The 19,582-nt window shown below is 62.9% G+C and carries 8 protein-coding genes; 6 read left to right on the top strand and 2 right to left on the bottom strand.

Annotated features, from left to right (window positions below; translation table 11 throughout):
* The 4 genes from pncB to AB4N82_RS28255 all read left to right on the top strand — a co-directional run bounded on the left by pncB (nt 1) and on the right by AB4N82_RS28255 (nt 4,753).
* Nucleotides 1-1,218: a nicotinate phosphoribosyltransferase gene (pncB, locus tag AB4N82_RS28270; protein WP_032885346.1), complete on the top strand. Its 1,218-nt coding sequence runs from the start codon at nt 1-3 to the stop codon at nt 1,216-1,218.
* A gap of 1 nt (nt 1,219) precedes the next feature.
* Nucleotides 1,220-2,026 carry an ammonia-dependent NAD(+) synthetase gene (nadE, locus tag AB4N82_RS28265; protein ID WP_122763633.1) on the top strand — a complete coding sequence of 269 codons (807 nt, stop codon included), beginning with the start codon at nt 1,220-1,222 and terminating at the stop codon, nt 2,024-2,026.
* 158 nt (nt 2,027-2,184) lie between these two features.
* Nucleotides 2,185-3,540 carry an MATE family efflux transporter gene (locus AB4N82_RS28260; RefSeq protein ID WP_032885342.1) on the top strand — a complete coding sequence of 452 codons (1,356 nt, stop codon included), beginning with the start codon at nt 2,185-2,187 and terminating at the stop codon, nt 3,538-3,540.
* 40 nt (nt 3,541-3,580) lie between these two features.
* The gene (locus AB4N82_RS28255) at nt 3,581-4,753 is read left to right on the top strand and encodes an MFS transporter (RefSeq protein WP_032885341.1); all 1,173 of its coding nucleotides are present in this window, start codon (nt 3,581-3,583) and stop codon (nt 4,751-4,753) included.
* Here the strand turns inward: AB4N82_RS28255 and AB4N82_RS28250 are convergent, their stop codons facing one another.
* Nucleotides 4,754-4,903, bottom strand: a complete 150-nt coding sequence (locus AB4N82_RS28250) for a hypothetical protein (protein WP_163034956.1) — start codon at nt 4,901-4,903, stop codon at nt 4,754-4,756.
* 248 nt (nt 4,904-5,151) lie between these two features.
* On the opposite strand from AB4N82_RS28250, the gene AB4N82_RS28245 reads away from it, so the two are divergent.
* A complete protein-coding gene (locus AB4N82_RS28245) occupies nt 5,152-15,354 on the top strand; it encodes an amino acid adenylation domain-containing protein (RefSeq protein ID WP_460104011.1) in 10,203 nt (3,400 codons plus the stop codon).
* Complete coding sequence (locus tag AB4N82_RS28240; protein WP_122763630.1) at nt 15,351-18,530, top strand: non-ribosomal peptide synthetase; 3,180 nt, start codon at nt 15,351-15,353, stop codon at nt 18,528-18,530. Before AB4N82_RS28245 ends, AB4N82_RS28240 begins: the two co-directional genes overlap by 4 nt.
* A gap of 62 nt (nt 18,531-18,592) precedes the next feature.
* Here the strand turns inward: AB4N82_RS28240 and AB4N82_RS28235 are convergent, their stop codons facing one another.
* On the bottom strand, nt 18,593-19,546 hold the full coding sequence (locus AB4N82_RS28235) for an alpha/beta hydrolase (protein ID WP_122763629.1): 954 nt from the start codon (nt 19,544-19,546) through the stop codon (nt 18,593-18,595).
* Nucleotides 19,547-19,582 lie beyond the last annotated feature (36 nt).

Below are 19,582 nucleotides of genomic sequence, written 5' to 3'. Positions count from 1 at the left end.
ATGGAAAGTGCCTACGACTACGACGCCCCGGTGATCCAGGGCCTGCTCGACACCGACTACTACACCTTCACCATGATGCAGGCGGTGTTGCACCAGTACCCCAACGTCGATGTGGAATACAACTTCATCGTCCGCTCCAAGGAAAAACTCGGCCACTTGATCCCGCAGTTGCGCGCCGAGTTGGACAAACTCGCCAGCCTGCAGGTGCGTGAAGGCGAGCTGCGCTTTCTGTTCAACCCACGCTTTCGCGAGTACCTCACCCCGGACTACGAGCGCTTCCTGGGCCTGTTCCGCTTCAACCTGCGTTATATCCACGTCAGCGAAGTCGATGGCCAATTGAACATCCGCGTGGTCGGCCCGATGCTGCACTGCATCATGTTCGAACAGCCGGTGCTCGCGTTGGTCAGCGAACTGCGCAACCGCGACAAATACCCGGATGTGACCCTGGAAGACGTCACCCGCAAGCTGTACCAGAAGTTCGACTGGCTGGAGAAAAACCTCAGCCGCGACGAGTTGGCCGACCTGCGCGTCTCCGACTTCTCGACCCGTCGGCGTCTGTCCTTCAAGGCCCAGCGCGAAGTGGTGGACATCATGCGCCGCGACTTCCCCGGCCAGTTCGTTGGCACCAGCAACGCGCACCTGGCGTATGAATTCGACTTGCCGCTGATCGGCACCATGGCCCACCAATGGCTGATGGTGCACCAGCAATTGGGGCGCTTGCGCGAAAGCCAGAACGCCGCTCTGGAGAACTGGGTGCATGAATACCGTGGCCGTCTCGGCATCGCCTTGACCGACTGCATCAGCACTGACTTTTTCCTCAAGGACTTCGACCTGTACTTCGCCAAGCTCTACGACGGCCTGCGCCAGGACTCCGGTGACCCCATCGCCTGGGCCGACAAGGTGCTGGCTCGCTACAAACAGCTGGGCATCGACCCGATGACCAAGGACCTGATGTTCTCCGACGGCCTGAACTTCGAAAAATGCCTGCCGATCCTGCGGCACATCCGTGGCAAGGCCAAGTTCGGTTTCGGCATGGGCACCAGCCTGGCTTGCGATGTGGACGGCGTCGAACCGCTGAGCATCGTTATGAAGCTGGTACGGGTGCACGGCGAACCGGTGGTGAAGTTCTCCGATGACCCGGTGAAGAACGTCTGCGAAGACCCCTCGTTTTTGCAGTACGCAGCGAAGGTATTCAATGTCGGCAACGTGGAGGTGTGACATGCAAGACCGTATCGCGCAGGAACTGAATATCAACCGGCAACTGGTGAAGGGCGGTGAGGCCAGGGAAATCCAACGGCGCATCGATTTCATCAAGACCACGTTGCGCCAGTCGGGCTGCAAAGCCCTGGTGCTGGGCATCAGCGGTGGCGTGGATTCCCTGACCGCCGGCCGCCTGTGCCAGTTGGCGGTTGAGCAACTGCGGGCTGAGGATTACGCCGCACGCTTTATCGCCATGCGCCTGCCCTACAAGACCCAGGCCGATGAGCGCGACGCCCAGGCCTCGCTGGATTTCATCACTCCGGACCACATCGAGACCCTGAACATCGCCGCCAGCGTCGACGGCCTGATGGCCAGCCTCACCGCCACCGACGCCAGCGCCGCTCAAGTGGACTTCATCAAAGGCAACGTCAAGGCCCGCACCCGCATGATCGCGCAGTACGCCGTGGCCAACTTGCACAATGGCCTGGTGGTCGGCACCGACCATGGCGCCGAAGCTCTGATGGGGTTTTTCACCAAGTTCGGTGACGGCGCCTGCGACCTGGCGCCATTGTCCGGCCTGACCAAAACCCAGGTGCGCCTGTTGGCCAGTGACCTTGGGGCACCGGCGAACCTGGTGCACAAGCAGCCCACAGCCGACCTCGAAGAACTGGCACCGGGCAAGCTGGATGAACAGGCTTATGGCTGCACGTACGAAGAGATCGATGCGTACCTGATGGGCGAGCCGGTGAGTGAGCGGGTGCGGGACATCGTTGAATCGGCCTATCTCAAGACCGCACACAAGCGTGCGCTGCCGGTTGCGCCATAGCCTTTGTCGTGAGCGGGGCGAGCTTGCTCACGACAAAAAAACAGTTGCCCATTCAGGTTGCCCACTGTTCGACGGCATGCCTCGATAAACCGCAGGAACATTGGATCCACATGCGGTATAAACCTCGGACGCTTTAGTTCTTCGAGGCCCCGTTTCTCATGCAAAGCCCTTTGCAACGCCCGCTGTGGCAGGTCTATCTGATCTTTCTGGCACCGATGGTGCTGTCCAACTTCCTGCAGAGTTTTTCCGGCACGCTCAACGGCATTTATGTCGGGCAGATGCTCGGCACTCAGGCCCTGGCGGCGGTGTCGGGGATGTTTCCCATCGTGTTTTTCTTTATCGCACTGGTGATCGGCCTGGGGGCGGGTGCGTCGGTGTTGATCGGGCAGGCCTGGGGTGCCCAGGAAACCGCGATGGTCAAGTCGATTACCGGCGCGACGCTGACCCTTGGCGCGCTGGTGGGCTTGATCGCGGCGGTGTTGGGCAGTCTGTTTGCGCGCCCGGCGTTGCAGGCATTGGGCACGCCGGTTGACGTGCTCGACGACGCAGTCGGCTATGCCCAGATGATGATGCTGATCATGCCGCTGTTGCTGGTGTTCATCCTTTACACCCAATTGCTGCGGGGCGTCAGCGATACGATTTCGCCCTTGCTCGCGTTGATGGTCTCTACCCTGGTCGGCCTGTTGCTGACCCCTGCACTGATTCGCGGCTGGATCGGCCTGCCGCCCTTGGGCATCCAGAGCGCGGTGTACGCGGGCCTGGTGGGAAATGCCTCGGCGATGCTGTTTCTGGTCCTGCGCCTGCGCCATAAAAACCACGTGATGGCGCCGGATCGCGAACTGCTCGCGGCCTTGCGCCTGGACCGCGTCATCCTCGGTAAAGTCCTGCGTATCGGCCTGCCCACCGGCTTGCAGATGGTGGTTCTGTCGCTCTCGGAGCTGGTCATCCTGGCGTTGGTCAATAGCCATGGTTCCCAGGCCACGGCGGCCTATGGGGCGGTGACGCAGATCGTCAACTACGTGCAATTTCCGGCCCTGTCGATTGCCATCACTGCCTCGATCCTCGGCGCCCAGGCGATTGGCGCCGGGCGCTTGGAACGCATCGGGCCGATTCTGCGTACCGGGTTGCTGATCAACACCTGTCTCACCGGTGGCCTGATCGTGCTGGGCTACTTGTTATCCCACTGGTTGCTCGGGCTGTTCATCACCGATGACGCCGCACGCGTGAATGCCGAGCACCTGCTGCACATCATGTTGTGGAGCATCCTCGTGTTCGGCTTCCAGGCCGTTATCGGCGGGATCATGCGTGCCAGCGGCGTGGTGCTGATGCCGGTGGCGATCTCGATCTTCTGCGTGCTGTGCGTGGAGTTGCCGATGGCGTACCTGCTCAACGCCCACTTCGGCCTGGAAGGTGTGTGGATGGCGTTTCCGGTGACGTACCTGGCGATGCTGGGGTTGCAGACCGCGTATTACCGGTTGGTGTGGCGGCATAAGCAGATCAAGCGGTTGGTGTGATAAAAGGATGCGCAATTTAAGGACAGAAGGCGTTTAAGTCATGGCAAACCCCTACGCCGAGTTATTCCAAGTCCCTGGCGCCCGGGCTTTTGTATTGGCCGGCATGCTGGCGCGTATGCCGGTGTCCATGACCGGTATCGGCATTATCACCATGCTTTCCCAGGTGCATGGCGGCTACGGCCTTGCAGGCTCGGTGGCGGCGGTATTCGCGTTGGCTACGGCGATTTGCGCGCCACAGGTATCACGGCTGGTGGACCGCTACAGCCAAGGCCGGGTGCTGCCGATTGCCGCGTTGATCGGTGGCGGGGCGCTGCTGATGCTGTTGCTGTGCACGCGGTTGCAGGCGCCGACCTGGACGCTGTTCCTGTCTGCCGCCTTGGCCGGTTGCATGCCGAACATGTCGGCGATGGTGCGGGCCCGTTGGACCGAGTTGTACCGAGGTCAGCCCAAGCTGCAAACCGCCTTTGCCCTGGAGTCGGTGCTGGATGAGGTGTGCTTTATCGTCGGCCCGCCGATTTCAGTGGGCTTGAGCGTGGTGCTGTTTCCCGAAGCCGGGCCGCTGGTGGCCGCGTTGTTGCTGGCGGTGGGCGTCACCACGTTCGTCCTGCAACGAGCGACCGAACCCCCGGTGCATGAGCACCACGATCACCATGCCGGCTGGCTGATCGCGTCACCGTCGGTATTGATCCTGATGATCCTCTTGCTGGCCATGGGGGTGATCGTGGGTGTGGTGGATGTGGTCAGCGTGGCCTTTGCCCAACACCAGGGTCAGCCGGCGGCGGCGAGCATCGTGCTCTCGGTGTACGCCATCGGTTCGTGTCTGGCGGGACTCGCCTTCGGCACTCTCAAGCTCAAGGCGCCGCTGCCGCGCCAGTTTCTGTTCTGCGGCGTGGCCACGGCGTTGACCACCTTGCCGTTGCTGCTGGTCACCAACATTCCAGGCCTGGCGGTGGCGATCTTTATCTCCGGCCTGTTCTTTGCCCCGACCCTGATCGTGTCCATGGCGCTGGTGGAGCGTATCGTCCCCGCCAGCCGCCTGACCGAAGGCATGACGTGGCTGATCACCGGCCTCAGCATCGGCGTGGCCATTGGTGCCGCAAGCTCCGGCTGGATGATCGACCACTTCGGCGCCGCCAGCGGGTTCTGGGTGGCGTTGGCGGCGGGCGCGGTGGTGTTGGGGTCGGCGGTGTTGGGATATCGGCGGTTGGGTTGATCAACCCATCGCTGGGCATGCCTCTGTGCTGTGATGTTGCAGGAATGCGTTCAGCGCCTTGATGGACAGGTTCTTGCCGAACAGGCAGTGGTCTTCAAGGCTGGCCTCTATGGAGCCGATGCAGGCTTTTCGTTTGAGTTGGTTGTTCACGTAATCAGTTCTCCTGAACGCAATGGTTCGATGATTCGGCGCCGAATGCAGTGCTTCAGTGCATTGCCGGGGCCGGGCCTGTGCAACGTGATCATTCTTGCTTTTGCACGGGTTTCCCGGGATTGACGTAACCCATGATGACCCCTCGCTCCAACCCCTCCACCCGCCGCTAATTTTTCCCTCTCCGGTTCGTTTTATAGGGACGACGTGCCTTTGTGCTTCCTGCCTATTGCTCCGGACTCCAACAAATGAATGCTGAAGACTCCTTGAAACTTGCTCGCCGGTTTATCGGGTTGCCCCTGGAAAAACGCCAGCTGTTCCTGCAAGCACTGCAGAAAGAAGGGGTGGATTTCTCCCGGTTTCCGATTCCAGCCGGGGTGGAGGTGGAGGACCGTCAGGCACTGTCTTACGCACAGCAGCGCATGTGGTTCCTGTGGCAATTGGACCCGGCCAGCGGCGCTTACAACCTGCCGGGGGCGGTGAGACTCAAGGGAGCGCTGAGCTTAAGCGCGATGGAGCAGGCATTCGCCAGCCTGGTGGCGCGTCACGAGACCCTGCGTACGGTGTTCCAGCGCCAGGCCGATGAGCGCCTGTTGCAAGTCGCCGTACAACCCTCATTGGCCATTGAACAACTCGACCTGACTGACCTGGCCCCGGCGGAACGCGAGCAGGCAGTGAATGACGCAGCCACCCGCCAGTCGCTGCTGCCATTCGACCTGGAGCACGGCCCGCTGCTGCGTGTGCAATTGCTCAAGCTTGGCGCCCAGGAGCATGTCCTGCTGCTGACCCTGCACCACATCGTCTCCGACGGTTGGTCGATGAATGTGCTGATCGACGAGTTCATCCGCTTTTACGACGCCCATGAGCGCAACGAGGCACCGCAATTGCCGGCGCTGCCGATCCAATACAGCGACTACGCCCTGTGGCAACGCCGCTGGTTGGAAGCGGGGGAGCAGGCCCGTCAATTGGAGTACTGGCAGGCGCGCCTGGGCGATGAGCACCCGGTGCTGGAACTGCCGACGGACCGTCCGCGCCCGGCCATGCCCAGCTATCAGGGCACCCGCCATAACTTCGCGATTGAGCCGGCACTGGCGGCGCAACTGCGCGCCTGTGCGCAAAAGCACAACTTCACGCTGTTCATGCTGTTGCTCGGTGCCTTTAATGTGCTGCTGCACCGCTACACCGGCCAGGGCGATATCCGCGTCGGCGTGCCGATTGCCAACCGTAACCGCAGTGAAGTCGAAGGGCTGATCGGGTTTTTCGTCAACACCCAGGTGTTGCGTACCGAGCTGACCGGGCAAACCCGTGTCGCTGAGTTGCTGCAAGGCATCAAAGAGCACGCCCTCGGCGCCCAGGCCCATCAGGAACTGCCGTTCGAGCGTCTGGTGGAAGCCCTGAAAGTCGAGCGCAGCCTCAGCCATACGCCGCTGTTCCAAGTGATGTACAACCACCAGCCGGTAGTGGCCGATATTGCATCGGTCAGTACCGCCTCCGGCCTGGAGCTGGCGTTGGTGGAGTGGCAAGGCCGTACCACCCAGTTCGACCTGACCCTCGACACGTATGAAAAATCCGGCACCCTGCACGCCGCGCTGACGTACGCCAACGACCTGTTTGACGCGCCGTCCATCGCGCGTATGGCCCGGCACTGGATCAGCCTGTTGCAGGCCATGGTTGCCGATGGCGAGCAGCGCGTCGGCGAGTTGCCGATGCTGGCTACCCAGGAGAAGCAGGTGCTGGTTGAGGCCTGGAATCAAACCGCAGAGGCATATCCGACTGAGCGTGGCATTCATCAACTGATCGAAGACCAGGTCCAGGCCACACCCCACGCTCCGGCACTGGTGTTTGGTGCCCAAACGCTGACCTACGCCCAGCTCGATGCCCGTGCCAACCAGTTGGCTCACGCCTTACGCGAACAGGGCGTTGGTCCCGATGCATTGGTGGGGATCTGCGTCGAGCGCTCCGTGGAAATGGTCGTTGGCCTGCTGGCCATTCTCAAGGCTGGCGGCGCTTACGTCCCGCTTGACCCTGAATACCCCCAGGAACGCCTGGCCTACATGATCGAAGACAGCGGCATCCAACTGCTGCTCAGCCAGCACAGCCTGGTACCGTCGCTGCCCACCGAGGGCATCCAGGTGATCACCTTGGACCAGGCGCCTGGCTGGCTTGACGGATACAGCAGCGCATCGCCCGCCATAGCCATCCACGGGCTGAACCTGGCCTATGTGATCTACACCTCCGGTTCCACCGGCAAGCCCAAGGGCGCCGGTAACAGCCACCGCGCGCTGGTCAACCGTTTGTGCTGGATGCAGCAAGCCTACGGCCTGGACGCCAGCGATGCGGTACTGCAAAAAACCCCGTTCAGCTTTGACGTGTCGGTGTGGGAATTCTTCTGGCCGCTGATGACCGGCGCGCGCCTGGTGGTCGCGGCCCCTGGCGAACACCGCGAGCCGGCGCGTCTGATCGAGACCATCGGCCAGCACGGCATCACCACCTTGCACTTCGTACCCTCCATGCTCCAGGCGTTCGTCCATGAGCCGGGCGTACAGGGCTGCACCAGCCTCAAGCGCATTGTGTGCAGCGGCGAAGCCTTGCCACTGGATGCGCAACTGCAAGTCTTCGCCAAGCTGCCCCAGGCAGGGTTGTTCAACCTCTATGGCCCGACCGAAGCGGCCATCGACGTGACCCACTGGACCTGCGTCGACGAAGGCCGTGACGCCGTGCCCATTGGCCGCCCCATCGCCAACCTTGGCACCTACGTGTTCGACGCGCAGCTCAACCCGGTGCCCGCCGGCGTGTCCGGCGAGCTGTACCTGGGCGGCACCGGCCTGGCCCGCAGTTACCACCGTCGCCCGGCACTCACCGCCGAGCGTTTCGTGCCCAGCCCTTTCGGTGACGGTGCGCGTTTGTACCGTACGGGCGACCGTGTGCGCCAGCGTGAGGATGGCGTGATCGACTACCTTGGTCGGCTCGACCATCAGGTCAAGCTGCGCGGCCTGCGCATCGAGTTGGGAGAAATCGAGACGCGCCTGATGCAACACCCAGGCGTGCGTGAGGCGGTGGTGCTGGTGCAGGGCGGCAAGCAATTGGTGGCCTACCTGGTGCTGGAAGGTGAAGCGCCGACCGACCTCAAGGCCTGGCTGCTCAGCAGCCTGCCGGAATACATGGTGCCCACCCACATGGTGCACCTGGCCAAGCTGCCGGTGACCGCCAACGGCAAGCTCGACCGCAAAGCGCTGCCGCTGCCGGACGCTGCGCCGCAACAAGCCTACAGCGCCCCGCAAAACCCACTGCAACAAGCCCTGGCAACGATTTGGAGCGACGTACTCGGCGTCGAGCAGGTCGGCCTGGAAGACAACTTTTTCGAGTTGGGTGGAGATTCGATCATCTCCATCCAAGTGGTCAGTCGTGCGCGCCAGGCGGGGATTCGCCTCAGCCCGCGCGACCTGTTCCAGTACCAGAGCGTGCGCAGCCTGGCCCTCGTCGCCACCTTTGAGCAGGCCAGCGTTATCGACCAAGGCCCGGTCAGCGGCGAGGTGCTGCTGACGCCGGTACAGCACAGCTTTTTCGCCCAGGCCATCCCGGCACGTCACCACTGGAACCAATCCTTGTTGCTGACCCCGCGCGAGGCCCTGGATCCGGTGCGCCTGGAAGCGGCGCTGACGCAGTTGATTAACCACCACGACGCCCTGCGCCTGCGTTTTGTGCAGCGTCCCGACGGCTGGCAGCAAACCCACGCTGCGCCCGTCGACGAGCCTGCGCTGTGGCACTCCCATGCCACCGACGATACGCAACTGGCCGCGCTATGCGACGAAGCCCAGCGCAGCCTCGACCTGACGCAAGGCCCGCTGCTGCGCGCCGCCTTCGTCTCCATGGCCGATGGCACCCAGCGCTTGCTGTTGGTGGTGCATCACCTGGTGGTGGATGGGGTTTCATGGCGCATCCTGCTGGAAGACCTGCAACAGGCTTACCGCCAGGCATCCTTGCCGGCCAAGACCAGTGCCTACCAAACCTGGGCGAACCAACTGCACACCCACGCGCAAACCCTCAGCGAACAACTGCCTTACTGGCAGGCGCAGTCCGTCGACGCCGAGCTGCCGTGCGACAACCCCCACGGCGGGCTGCAAAACCGCTTGGGCTGCAAGCTTGAATCCCGCCTCAACGTCGAGCAAACCCGCCAGTTGCTGCAAGACGCGCCAGCGGCTTATCGCACTCAGGTCAACGACCTGTTGCTGACGGCGTTGGCGCGGGTAGTCAGCCGGTGGAGCGGGCAGGCTGCGGCGCTGATCCAACTGGAAGGCCACGGTCGCGAAGATCTGTTCGACGCCGTCGACCTCACCCGCACTGTTGGCTGGTTTACCAGCCTGTTCCCTGTACGTCTGCAGGCGGACGGCGAGCTGTCGACCGCGATCAAGTCGGTCAAGGAGCAACTGCGTGCCGTGCCCGACAAGGGGCTGGGCTACGGCTTGCTGCGCTACCTGGCGGCGCCTCAGGTGCGTGAAGCCCTTGCGGGCCTGGCCGCGCCGCGCATCACGTTCAACTACCTCGGCCAGTTCGATCGCCAGTTCGATGAGTCCGCATTGTTCGTGCCCGCCACCCAAGGCAGCGGCCAGGCCCAAGACCCCGAAGCGCCATTGGCCAACTGGCTGACGGTGGAAGGGCAGGTGTATGGCGGCGAATTGGCGCTGCAATGGGGGTTCAGCCGCGAGATGTTCCAGGCGTCGACCATCCAGCGCCTGGCGGATGATTACACCGCCGAACTCAACGCCTTGATCCAGCACTGCTGCGATACACCCGCCGGGCAGGTGACGCCGTCGGACTTTGCGCTGGCAACCCTGACCCAACAGCAATTGGATGATTTGCCCGTGGACGGCCCGGCCATCGCCGATATCTACCCGCTGTCGCCCATGCAGCAAGGCATGCTGTTCCACACCCTGTACGAGCCTGAAGCCCAGGCCTATATCAACCAGTTGCGCGTGGACATTGAAGGCCTCGATCTGCTGAGCTTTGGTCGTGCCTGGCAGGCGGCGCTGGATCGGCATGACATTTTGCGCAGCAGCTTCCACTGGCTCGGCCTGGACAGCGCCCATCAAGTGATCCAGCGCCAGGTCGATTTGCAGCTGCACGTGATCGAAGACCCGCATGCTGACCTCGACGCCTTGGCCGACGCCGAGCGTCAGCGCGGTTTTGAGTTGAACGCGGCGCCCCTGTTTCGCCTGATGTTGGTGCGCGGTGCCGGTACGGGCTGGCACATGATTTTCACCAGCCATCACATCCTCATGGATGGCTGGAGCAATGCCCAGTTGCTCGGCGAAGTCATTGCCGACTACGCAGGCCACGTTTTGCCCGCACCGTTGGGGCAGTTCCGCGATTACTTGGGTTGGCTGCAGCAGCAAGCCTCGGGCGAAAAGTTCTGGCGCGAAGCCCTGGCACAGTTGCAAGCCCCAACCCTGCTGGCTGAAGCACTGCGCGTGCCGGTCGAAGGGGCGGGCATGGCCGACCATCACACCACTCTGGACAGCCAGTTCACCCGCGCGCTCGGCGATTGCGCGCGCCAGCACAAAGTCACCCTTAACACCCTGCTGCAAGGCGCCTGGAGCCTCTTGCTGCAACGCTACACCGGCCAGGATTGCGTGGCTTTCGGTGCCACTGTTGCCGGGCGTTCGGCGCCGTTGCCGGGTATCGAGCAGCAACTGGGCCTGTTTATCAACACGTTGCCGATCATCAGCGCGGCCTCGCCGGCCCAGTCCGCCGCCACCTGGCTCGCGGAGCTGCAAGCGCTGAACCTCAGCCTGCGCGACCATGAACACGTACCGCTTTACGACATCCAGGGCTGGGCCGGACAACAAGGTGCCGCACTGTTCGACACCTTGCTGGTGTTTGAAAACTTCCCGGTAGCCGAAGCGCTCAAGCAAGGCGCGCCAGCGGGCCTGACCTTCGGCAAGATGCACAACCATGAGCGCACTCACTACCCGTTGACCCTGGGCATCGAGCTGGGGACTGGCTTGCGCCTGGAGTTCAGCTACGACCGGGCGCGGTTCACCGAGCAACACGTCGCGCAATTGAGCGCCAACCTGCAGCACCTGCTGGCGCAATGGGTGGCGGATATCCACGCGCCACTCGGCACCCTGCAACTGCTGGACAACAGCACGCAAGCCTCTCTGCTCGCCATCAGCCAATCCCCTGGTACTGCGCCGCGGCCAATGCGTGTGCATGAACGCATCGCCACCCAAGCCCAAGCCACCCCTGATGCGTTGGCGGTTCAGGCAGGCAGTGAACGCCTGAGTTACGCCCAGCTCAATCAGCGGGCTAACCGTCTGGCTCACCGCCTGCTGGAGCAGGGTGTCGGCCCGGGCCAACGGGTAGGCCTGGTTTCCCGGCGTGGCCCGCAGTTGATCGTCAGCCTGCTGGCCGTCCTCAAAAGTGGCGCGGCCTACGTACCGCTGGACCCCAACTACCCAGCCGAGCGCCTGAGCTACATGTTGGCAGACAGCCGTCTGAACCTGTTGCTCAGCGAGACCGGCTTGCTGGCTGATCTGCCATTGCCCCATGGGCTCAAACGTGTGGAGTTCAGCGCGCAGGGTGAAGAGCTGGCGGGCTACCCGTTGACCAATCCACCGAACCACGCCGCTGCCGCCGACCTCGCTTATGTGATCTACACCTCAGGCTCCACCGGCCAACCCAAGGGTGTGGCCATCGACCATGCTGCACTCGACCAGTTCTGCGACACAGCGGCCGATTACAGTGCGCTGACGCCTGCCGACCGCGTGCTGCAATTTGCGACGTTCAGCTTCGACGGGTTTGTCGAGCAATGCTACCCGCCGCTGTGCATCGGCGCGGCGCTGATCATGCGCGGCGATGAGCTGTGGGACGCCGGGTTGCTGGCGCAGCAAATCGTCGAGCAGGGCGTGACCCTGGCCGACTTGCCCGCGGCCTATTGGTACTTGCTGGCCAAGGAGTGCGCCGTCGATGGCCGCACCCTGGGCAACTTGCGCCAAGTGCATGTCGGCGGCGAAGCCATGGCCGTGGAGGGCGTACGTGCCTGGTACGAGGCCGGGTTGGGCAACGTTCGTCTGGTGAACACCTATGGCCCGACCGAGGCCACCGTGGTCTCCAGCGTGCATGACTGCCAGCTTGCAGATGCCAATGACGCCTTTGGCATGCCCATCGGGCGGGCGATCCACGGGCGCGCGCTGTACGTGCTGGACAGCGGGTTTGAATTGCTGCCGACCTGCGGCGTCGGTGAGCTGTGCATCGGTGCGGCGGCGGGCTTGGCCCAGGGCTACTTCGATCGCCCGGCGCTGACCGCCGAACGCTTCTTGCCGGACCCGTTCTCCGGCGTGCCGGGATCGCGGCTCTACCGCAGCGGCGACTTGGCTCGCTACAACGACAACGCGGCCCTGGAGTACGTGGGCCGCATTGACCATCAAGTGAAAATCCGTGGGTTCCGGATCGAGATGGGTGAAATCGAAGCCTGTCTGCAAGCCATGCCTCAGGTGCGCGAGGCGGCGGTGATTGCGCTGGACGGGCCGACCGGCGCGCAGTTGGTCGCCTATGTCGTGCCCCAGTCGGATGCCCTGGAGGCGCACGCCTTGACGGCGGCGTTGCGTCAGTCGTTGCCGGACTACATGGTGCCGAGTTTCCTGATGCTGATCGACGTGTTGCCCCTGAGCCCCAACGGCAAACTGGACCGTAAAGCCTTGCCAAAGCCGGATGTCAGCCAACGGCAAAAACACTATGTGGCACCCCGAACGGCCCTGGACATTCAGGTCGCCGAGGTTTGGCAAAACGTGCTGGGGCTGGAACAGGTCGGGCTGGACGATCACTTCTTTGAGTTGGGTGGGCATTCGCTATTGGCCACCCAAGTGGTCGCACGCTTGAAGACGCTGTTGGCCTGCGACCTGACCCTGCGTGACCTGTTTGGCGCGCCGCGACTGGCAGACTTTATCGCGGCGATCTCCACCCGCACCGGGCAGGACACGTCGCTGGCGCGTAGCCCGTTAGTGGCCCACGGCGAAAAAACCAGCGCGACACTGTCCCTGGTGCAACGCCGGCTATGGGTAGTGGAACAGCTGTCGCAGGCCAGTGGCGCCTATGGCATGCCGCTGGCCGTGCGCTTGCGCGGCGAGTTGTCGGTGCCGCTGCTGGTCAGCAGCCTGGCACAGGTGGTTGCCCGCCACGAAACCCTGCGCACGGCCTACATCACCGACGAGGAAGGGGATCCGCTGGCCGTCATTGCCGCGCACGTGGAGGTCGACTTGCCGTTACTGGACCTGTCGTCCCTGGATCCCGCTGAACAGCAGCGCCGGGTCGCGGTCGCCGTTGAGGCGAACACCCGCCAATCCATCAGCCTGCTGCACGCGCCTTTGTTACGTGGACAGGTGCTCAAGCTGGGCCTCACCGAACATGTGTTGCTGTATTCGATGCACCACATCATCTCCGATGGCTGGTCCATGGCGGTGCTGGTAAATGAACTGGTGGGCTTCTATGGCCGGGCGAAGGCGGGGGTCGTTGAGCCGCTGCCGCCGCTGCCGATCCAGTATTCCGATTACGCCCTCTGGCAACAGCAACTGCAACGCACCGGCGTGCTGGCCGCGCAGGCGCGTTACTGGGAACAGGCACTGGCCGGTCACAGCGGCGTGTTGCAACTGCCCACCGACCAACCGCGCCCCCAGGCGCCGACCCATGAAGGTCGCGACCTCGGTTTCACGCTGCCCTTGGCCTTGCATGAAGGGCTCAAGGCTGTGTCGGCGCGTGCCGGTGTGACGCTTTACAGCACGATGCTGGCCGCGTTCCAGATCCTGCTGCATCGCCTCAGCGGCAGCGATGACGTGCTGGTCGGTGCCGACGTTGCCGGGCGCCAGCAGCCTGAGCTGGAAGGTCTGATCGGTTTCTTCGTGAACATTCTGCCGCTGCGCTCGACCTTCGTGGCGCAGCAACCGTTCAGCGCTTTCCTGGCCACCACCCAAGGCACCGCGCTGGACGCTTTCGATCATCAGGACCTGCCCTTCGACATGATTGTGGAGGCCTCGCCGCGCCCGCGCCAACGGGGTTTCAACCCACTGGTGCAGGTGTTGTTCGTGATGAACAACCTGCCGGTGCAGGGTGGCCAGATGGACGGGATCGAGGTTGAGGTACTGCCCACTCGTGGCGGTTACTCCAAGTTCGATATGGCCCTGTTCATCGATGAGGATGCAGGCGGCCTGCACGGTACCTGGCAGTACGCCAGCGACCTGTTTGAACAACAACGCATCGAGTCATTCGTCAACGCCTGGACGGGAATTCTTGAACAGATTGTGTGTGATCCGAACATTCAATTAGGGGATATCACCATGCCTACCAACACCTTGGAACAAACCACGACGCCCGTACCGCCAGCCATCAAGGCCGACAAGCTGGGCAAGTTCCTGAAAAAATCCCAGAGCCGCACCGACAGGCCTGCCGGTGCGTTGATGCGTGAATCGCTGCTGGTACCCGGGCAGGATTTTCCATTGCTGATGGAACCCACTGATCCGGGCCTGGACCTGGTGGCCTGGATCAAGGACAACCGCGCCCTGGTGGAAGAAAAACTGGCTCGCCATGCGGGGATTCTGTTCCGTGGATTTGCCCTGCGCGATATTCATGACTTCGAAGCGTTTGCTGAAGCTGTACAGCCGGGCCTCTATGGCCAATATGGCGACTTGCCGAAAAAAGAGGGCGGTAAGAACACCTACCGGTCCACGCCGTACCCCGAAAAGAAAATGATCCTGTTCCATAACGAAAGCTCCCATCAGGACCGCTGGCCGCGCAAGCAGCTGTTCTTCTGCGAACAGCCATCCCCAATCGGCGGCGCCACACCGGTGGTGGACTGCCGGCAGATGTACCTCAAGTTGCCGGCGGCGATCCGCGAGCGCTTCGAGGACAAGGGGTTGCTGTACGTGCGCACCTTTGCCGACAAGCTCGACGTTTCCTGGCAGCACTTCTTCAAGACCGACGTGCGTGCCGACGTCGAGGCGCGTTGCCGGGCTGCGGGCATCGCGTGGACCTGGCTGGACAACGATGAACTGCAAATCCGCACCCCGTGCCCGGCGATCATCCGTCACCCGGTGACGGGGGAAAAAACCTTCTTCAACCAGGTTCAGTTGCACCACATCTTCTGTCTGGACCCGGATGTGCGCGAAGACTTGCTGGCGCTGTTCGGCGAGCAGCGTATGCCTCGGCACGTGTACTACGGCGATGGCTCGCCGATTGAAGACGAAGTCATGGCCTTGGTGGGCGAGCTGTACGAAGCCTGCGCGGTGCGGTTCGACTGGCACAAGGGCGATGTCATCCTGCTGGACAACATGCTGGCTGCCCACGCACGTGATCCCTTCGAAGGACCGCGCAAGATCGTTGTGGCAATGGGCGAAATGATTGAACGCAGCGCGCTGCACGTAGCGCATAGCGAGACCGAAAAGGAAGAGGCCGGAGCATGAGTACTGCACAACAGGGAACCGTGGACGCGGGACTGGCGTTGCTGGTCGAGCAGCAACAGCATCTGGACGCACGGCAACAAGGGGCGAGCTGGGGGGATCTGACCCACTGCCTGAAACTGGATATTCGTGGCGAGCTGGACCCGGTGCGCCTGCAACACGCGTTGGATAGCCTGGCGGTGCGCCACGAAGCATTGAATGCACAATTTGCGCCCGTGAGTGGTTATCACGGATTGCGCCAGCGGGTCGCGCCGGCTGAAGCGGTGAGCTTGACCCAGTGGCTCGACGTGGCGTCGCCCCAACAGGTGATTGCACGCCAACAGCAGTGGTTGCAGCAGCAACAGCCGCTGATCGGCGCGTTGTTGCAGCGCCTGGAAACGGACCACTGGCAACTGTTGATCGGCGTGGCGCGTTACGCCGCCGACGCCGGGACCTTGGCCCTGATCCAACAGGAGTTGTTGGCCGCTTATGGGCAGCAAGGGTTTGAAGAGGACGAGCCGGGGCAGTTTTCCCAGTACCTGGAATGGCGCAGCGAGGTGATCTTCGACGAAGACGCAGACACCGCCAAGGCTTACTGGCAGCAGTATCTGCAAGGGCACGAGGGGCTGCTCAGCGGGCCAGACTTGCCCTATCGCCTGACGTGCGCAGAAGTCCTGCCGGCAGAACGCTTGAGCGTGCCATTGGATCAATCGCTGTTGGCTCGCCTGCGCACGGCGGGGCTGCCGCTGGACGTGCTGATGCACGCCGCCTGGTGGGTACTGCTGGCGCGCATCAGTGGTCGGGAGTCATTCCTGGCGGGATGGCGGCATGATGCGCGCCTGGACTATGAATTTTTCAGCCACAGCCTGGGCCTGTTCGAGAAAACCCTGCCGTTGGCGATTCGCATTGATCCGGCCAGCACCTTCCGTGAGCTGGTGACCACCTTGGCCGCGCAGTTGGATCAGCACCGCACCTGGCAGGAATACTGGACACCGTTGTCATTCCCACAACAGGCCGCGCCTGCGGTCGGTTTTGGCAATCGGTGGGTTTCGGAACCGCGTGAAGTGGCCGGGATGGTTTGGGTGGGCAGCGACCTGCCGGCCCGTCTGCCTGAATTCGAGTTGGTCCTTCAGCTGGAAATCGCAGCGTCTGGCGAACCTCAAGGTTTATCACTGGACTTCAATCCCGCACGCTATACGGCGCCCGCCGTCGAGACGCTGTTGGGCCAGCTCCGCGAGTTGCTCCACAGCATCGCCGACAAACCGGATGAAACCCTTGCACGCCTGAACCTGTTGGGTGCCGACGAAAAGAGCCGGTTGCTGGCACTGAACCCGCCGGCGCAAATCATGCAAACGCCGCAGTTGTTGCCGCAACGTATCGCTGCGTGGGCTGATCAGACGCCGGATGCCGTGGCGTTGGTCGCTGCGGGCCAGGCCCTTAGCTACGCTGAACTGGACGCCCGCACCGCGCGCTTGAGTGCCGAATTACTGCGCCAGGGTGTGGGCGCTGGGTCGATCGTGGGCCTGGCGCTGCCGCGTTCGGCGGAACTGGTCGTCGCCATTCTTGCCACCTGGCGTGCGGGGGCAGCCTATCTGCCGCTGGACCCGCAATGGCCAGTGGCGCGCCAGGCTGAAATTGCAGGGCACGCCGCCGCGAGCTTGATCCTGGTGACTCATGAGCCAGGCCAGGACGACCCGCTGACCGCGTTCAAACTGCTCAATCCGGGCGCATCAACCCAGGATGCCTCTATGGCCCCGGCGGTGTCCGTGCAGGCCCGTGACGTCGCCTATGTGCTGTTCACCTCCGGCTCCACCGGCCAGCCCAAAGGCGTATTGATCGAGCATGGCGCGTTACTCAACTACACCGCGAGCAGCAGCCAGCAACTGGGCCTGTCCGCCTGCCGTCACGTTGCCTTTAGTTCCACGGTAGCGGCGGATCTCGGCAACACCGCCTTGTTCGGCGCGCTCTACAACGGCGCGACCTTGCATATAGCTGACGATGCGACCCTGCAAGATCCCCAGGGCTTCGCCGGGTTCCTGCGGGAAAACAGCATCGATTGCCTGAAAATCGTGCCGTCGCACCTGGCCGCCTTGCTTGAGGCTGATACCGCCGTATTGCCTGACACGCTGGTGCTGGGCGGTGAAGCCATCGGCGCGAGCCTGGTGCAGCGCATTCGTCAGCTGCGGCCCGACTGTCGCGTGTTCAACCATTACGGCCCCACCGAAGCGACAGTGGGCGTGATGGTGCATCCGTTACTGCCTGCGGAAGACGTGTCCCATGGCGTGCCGCTGACCCACGTGCTTCCCGGAAACCAAGTCTTCGTACTGGGCGCCGACGCGCAATTGCTGGCAACGGGTGAACTCGGTGAGTTGTTCATCGGTGGCCATCAGTTGTGCCGAGGCTACTTGCAGGGCGAGGCGGATGCAGACGCGTTTATCCATAGCCCGCTGGTGGACGGCGCGCGCCTTTACCGCACGGGAGACCTGGCCCGTTATCGGGTGGAGGGGGGCGTGCAGCTGTATGGCCGTCGCGATCATCAGGTCAAGGTGCGTGGTTTCCGCATTGAGCTGGCGGAGATAGAGGCGCAGTTGCTGCGTTTGCCCGAGGTCAGTGAGGCCGTGGTGGTGCTGGTGCAAGAGGAGCCGCAAGCGTTTGTGGTAATGCGTGCGGCGACGGCAGAGGACGTAGGGCCTCAATTGAAAAACCAACTGGCCCAGCATCTCCCGGCGGCCATGGTGCCGCGCCAGATTGTGAGCCTTGAACGCATGCCGCGCCTGCCAAACGGCAAGGTTGACCGCAAGGCGCTGCAACACGCTCAACCTGTGGCTTCCCAGGCGGTGTACGTCGCGCCACGGGATGCGCTTGAAACCCTGTTGTCCACGCGCATGGCCCAATTGGTCGGGTTGGAACGGCTGAGCATCGAGGAGGACTTTTTCGCCGCAGGCGGGCATTCCTTGTTGGTGATCAAGCTGGTGGCAGGCATCCGCAAACTGCTGCAATGCGAGATTCATCCCGGTGTGGTGTTTGATCACCCAAGCGTGGCGGCATTGGCGCGGGAGCTGCGTGAGCGTGAAACTGTCGCTGGGCAGTTGGAGAGAATCGCCCAGGCACGTTTGCGCATGGATGCAATGACACCTGAAGAGAAAGCGGCGCTTATGGAAAAGGCCCGGCAGTTGCAGGCGAGCAAGGAGCAGGGGTAGGGATGTAAAAAGGGGCTGGCAATCAGCCCCGTTGTTTAATGGCGGGAACGGTCAAGTGTTGCTTAGCGCTGTTCCCCCAACCAACTCAGCACGCCTTCATAAATGCCTGCAACCGCGCTGGTAATGCCGTTCATGCGCAAGAAGTCATGGGTCAGCCCCGACTGCACGTGCAGGCTGACCGCTGTGCCGCTCGCGGCCAGCATTTGCGCGTACGCCTGCCCTTCGTCATACAGCGGATCGTACTGGGCCAGGCTGATATAGGCCGGTGCCAGTGCAGTCAGCCCTTCGGCCAGCAACGGCGAGACTCGCCAGTCCAGGCGCTGTTGGGCGTTCGGGCAATAGTGTTGGTAGAACCATTCCAGCGTGGCCGTTTCCAGCAGGTAATCCTCGGCATAGTGGCGATGGGAATCACGCTGCCGCGAGGTATCAGTGACCGGGTAAAACAGCAACTGGGCCCAGGGTTTGAACGCCAGTTGCTGCGGCGCCTTCACTGCGGTGATCGCCAGGACGGTCGCCAGCGTTGCCCCCACACTGTCACCCGCCAGGATAATCCGGCTGTTGTCCAGTTGCAGGTTGCCGGCCTGTTCGGCCAGCCAATTGGCGGCGTCGAGGCTGTCATTCACTGCGGTCGGGAAGCTTGCCTGTGGCGCCAGACGGTAGCTGGGCGCGAACACCGCGTACTGACCGCTGGCCGCGAGCCTGCGGCAGATGGAGTCGTGGGAGTCCAGGCTGCCCACCACATAACCGCCGCCGTGGAAGTACGCAATCACCGGCAATTGCGCGGTGCCGGGCGCCCGGTAAAGGCGGGCGGGCAGTGCATGGCCATCGCGGGCGGTGGCCGTCAGCTGGGTGACCACCACCGACCCCGGCGGGCTGGGGTCGAGAATGGCCGAAGTCTGTTCGAACTCCCGCCGTGCCTGTTCAACACTCAGTGCGTGCATGGGTTGGCTTTTACCGGTCAGGCGACCCATCTGCGCCAATTCCAGAAAACCTTCGAGATCAGGGTCCAGGGGCATTGCATGTTCCTTGTGAAATAGGCTGAAGCGCCGCCC

It is taken from the genome of Pseudomonas sp. H1_D04 (genome assembly GCF_054683855.1).
This window is presented reverse-complemented; position numbering and strand designations above follow the sequence as displayed.

Coding starts and splice junctions, on each gene's coding strand:
- pncB (WP_032885346.1), top strand. CDS start 1: ATGGAAAGTGCCTACGACTACGACGCCCCGGTGATCCAGGGCCTGCTC.
- nadE (WP_122763633.1), top strand. CDS start 1,220: ATGCAAGACCGTATCGCGCAGGAACTGAATATCAACCGGCAACTGGTG.
- AB4N82_RS28260 (WP_032885342.1), top strand. CDS start 2,185: ATGCAAAGCCCTTTGCAACGCCCGCTGTGGCAGGTCTATCTGATCTTT.
- AB4N82_RS28255 (WP_032885341.1), top strand. CDS start 3,581: ATGGCAAACCCCTACGCCGAGTTATTCCAAGTCCCTGGCGCCCGGGCT.
- AB4N82_RS28245 (WP_460104011.1), top strand. CDS start 5,152: ATGAATGCTGAAGACTCCTTGAAACTTGCTCGCCGGTTTATCGGGTTG.
- AB4N82_RS28240 (WP_122763630.1), top strand. CDS start 15,351: ATGAGTACTGCACAACAGGGAACCGTGGACGCGGGACTGGCGTTGCTG.
- AB4N82_RS28235 (WP_122763629.1), bottom strand. CDS start 19,546: ATGCCCCTGGACCCTGATCTCGAAGGTTTTCTGGAATTGGCGCAGATG.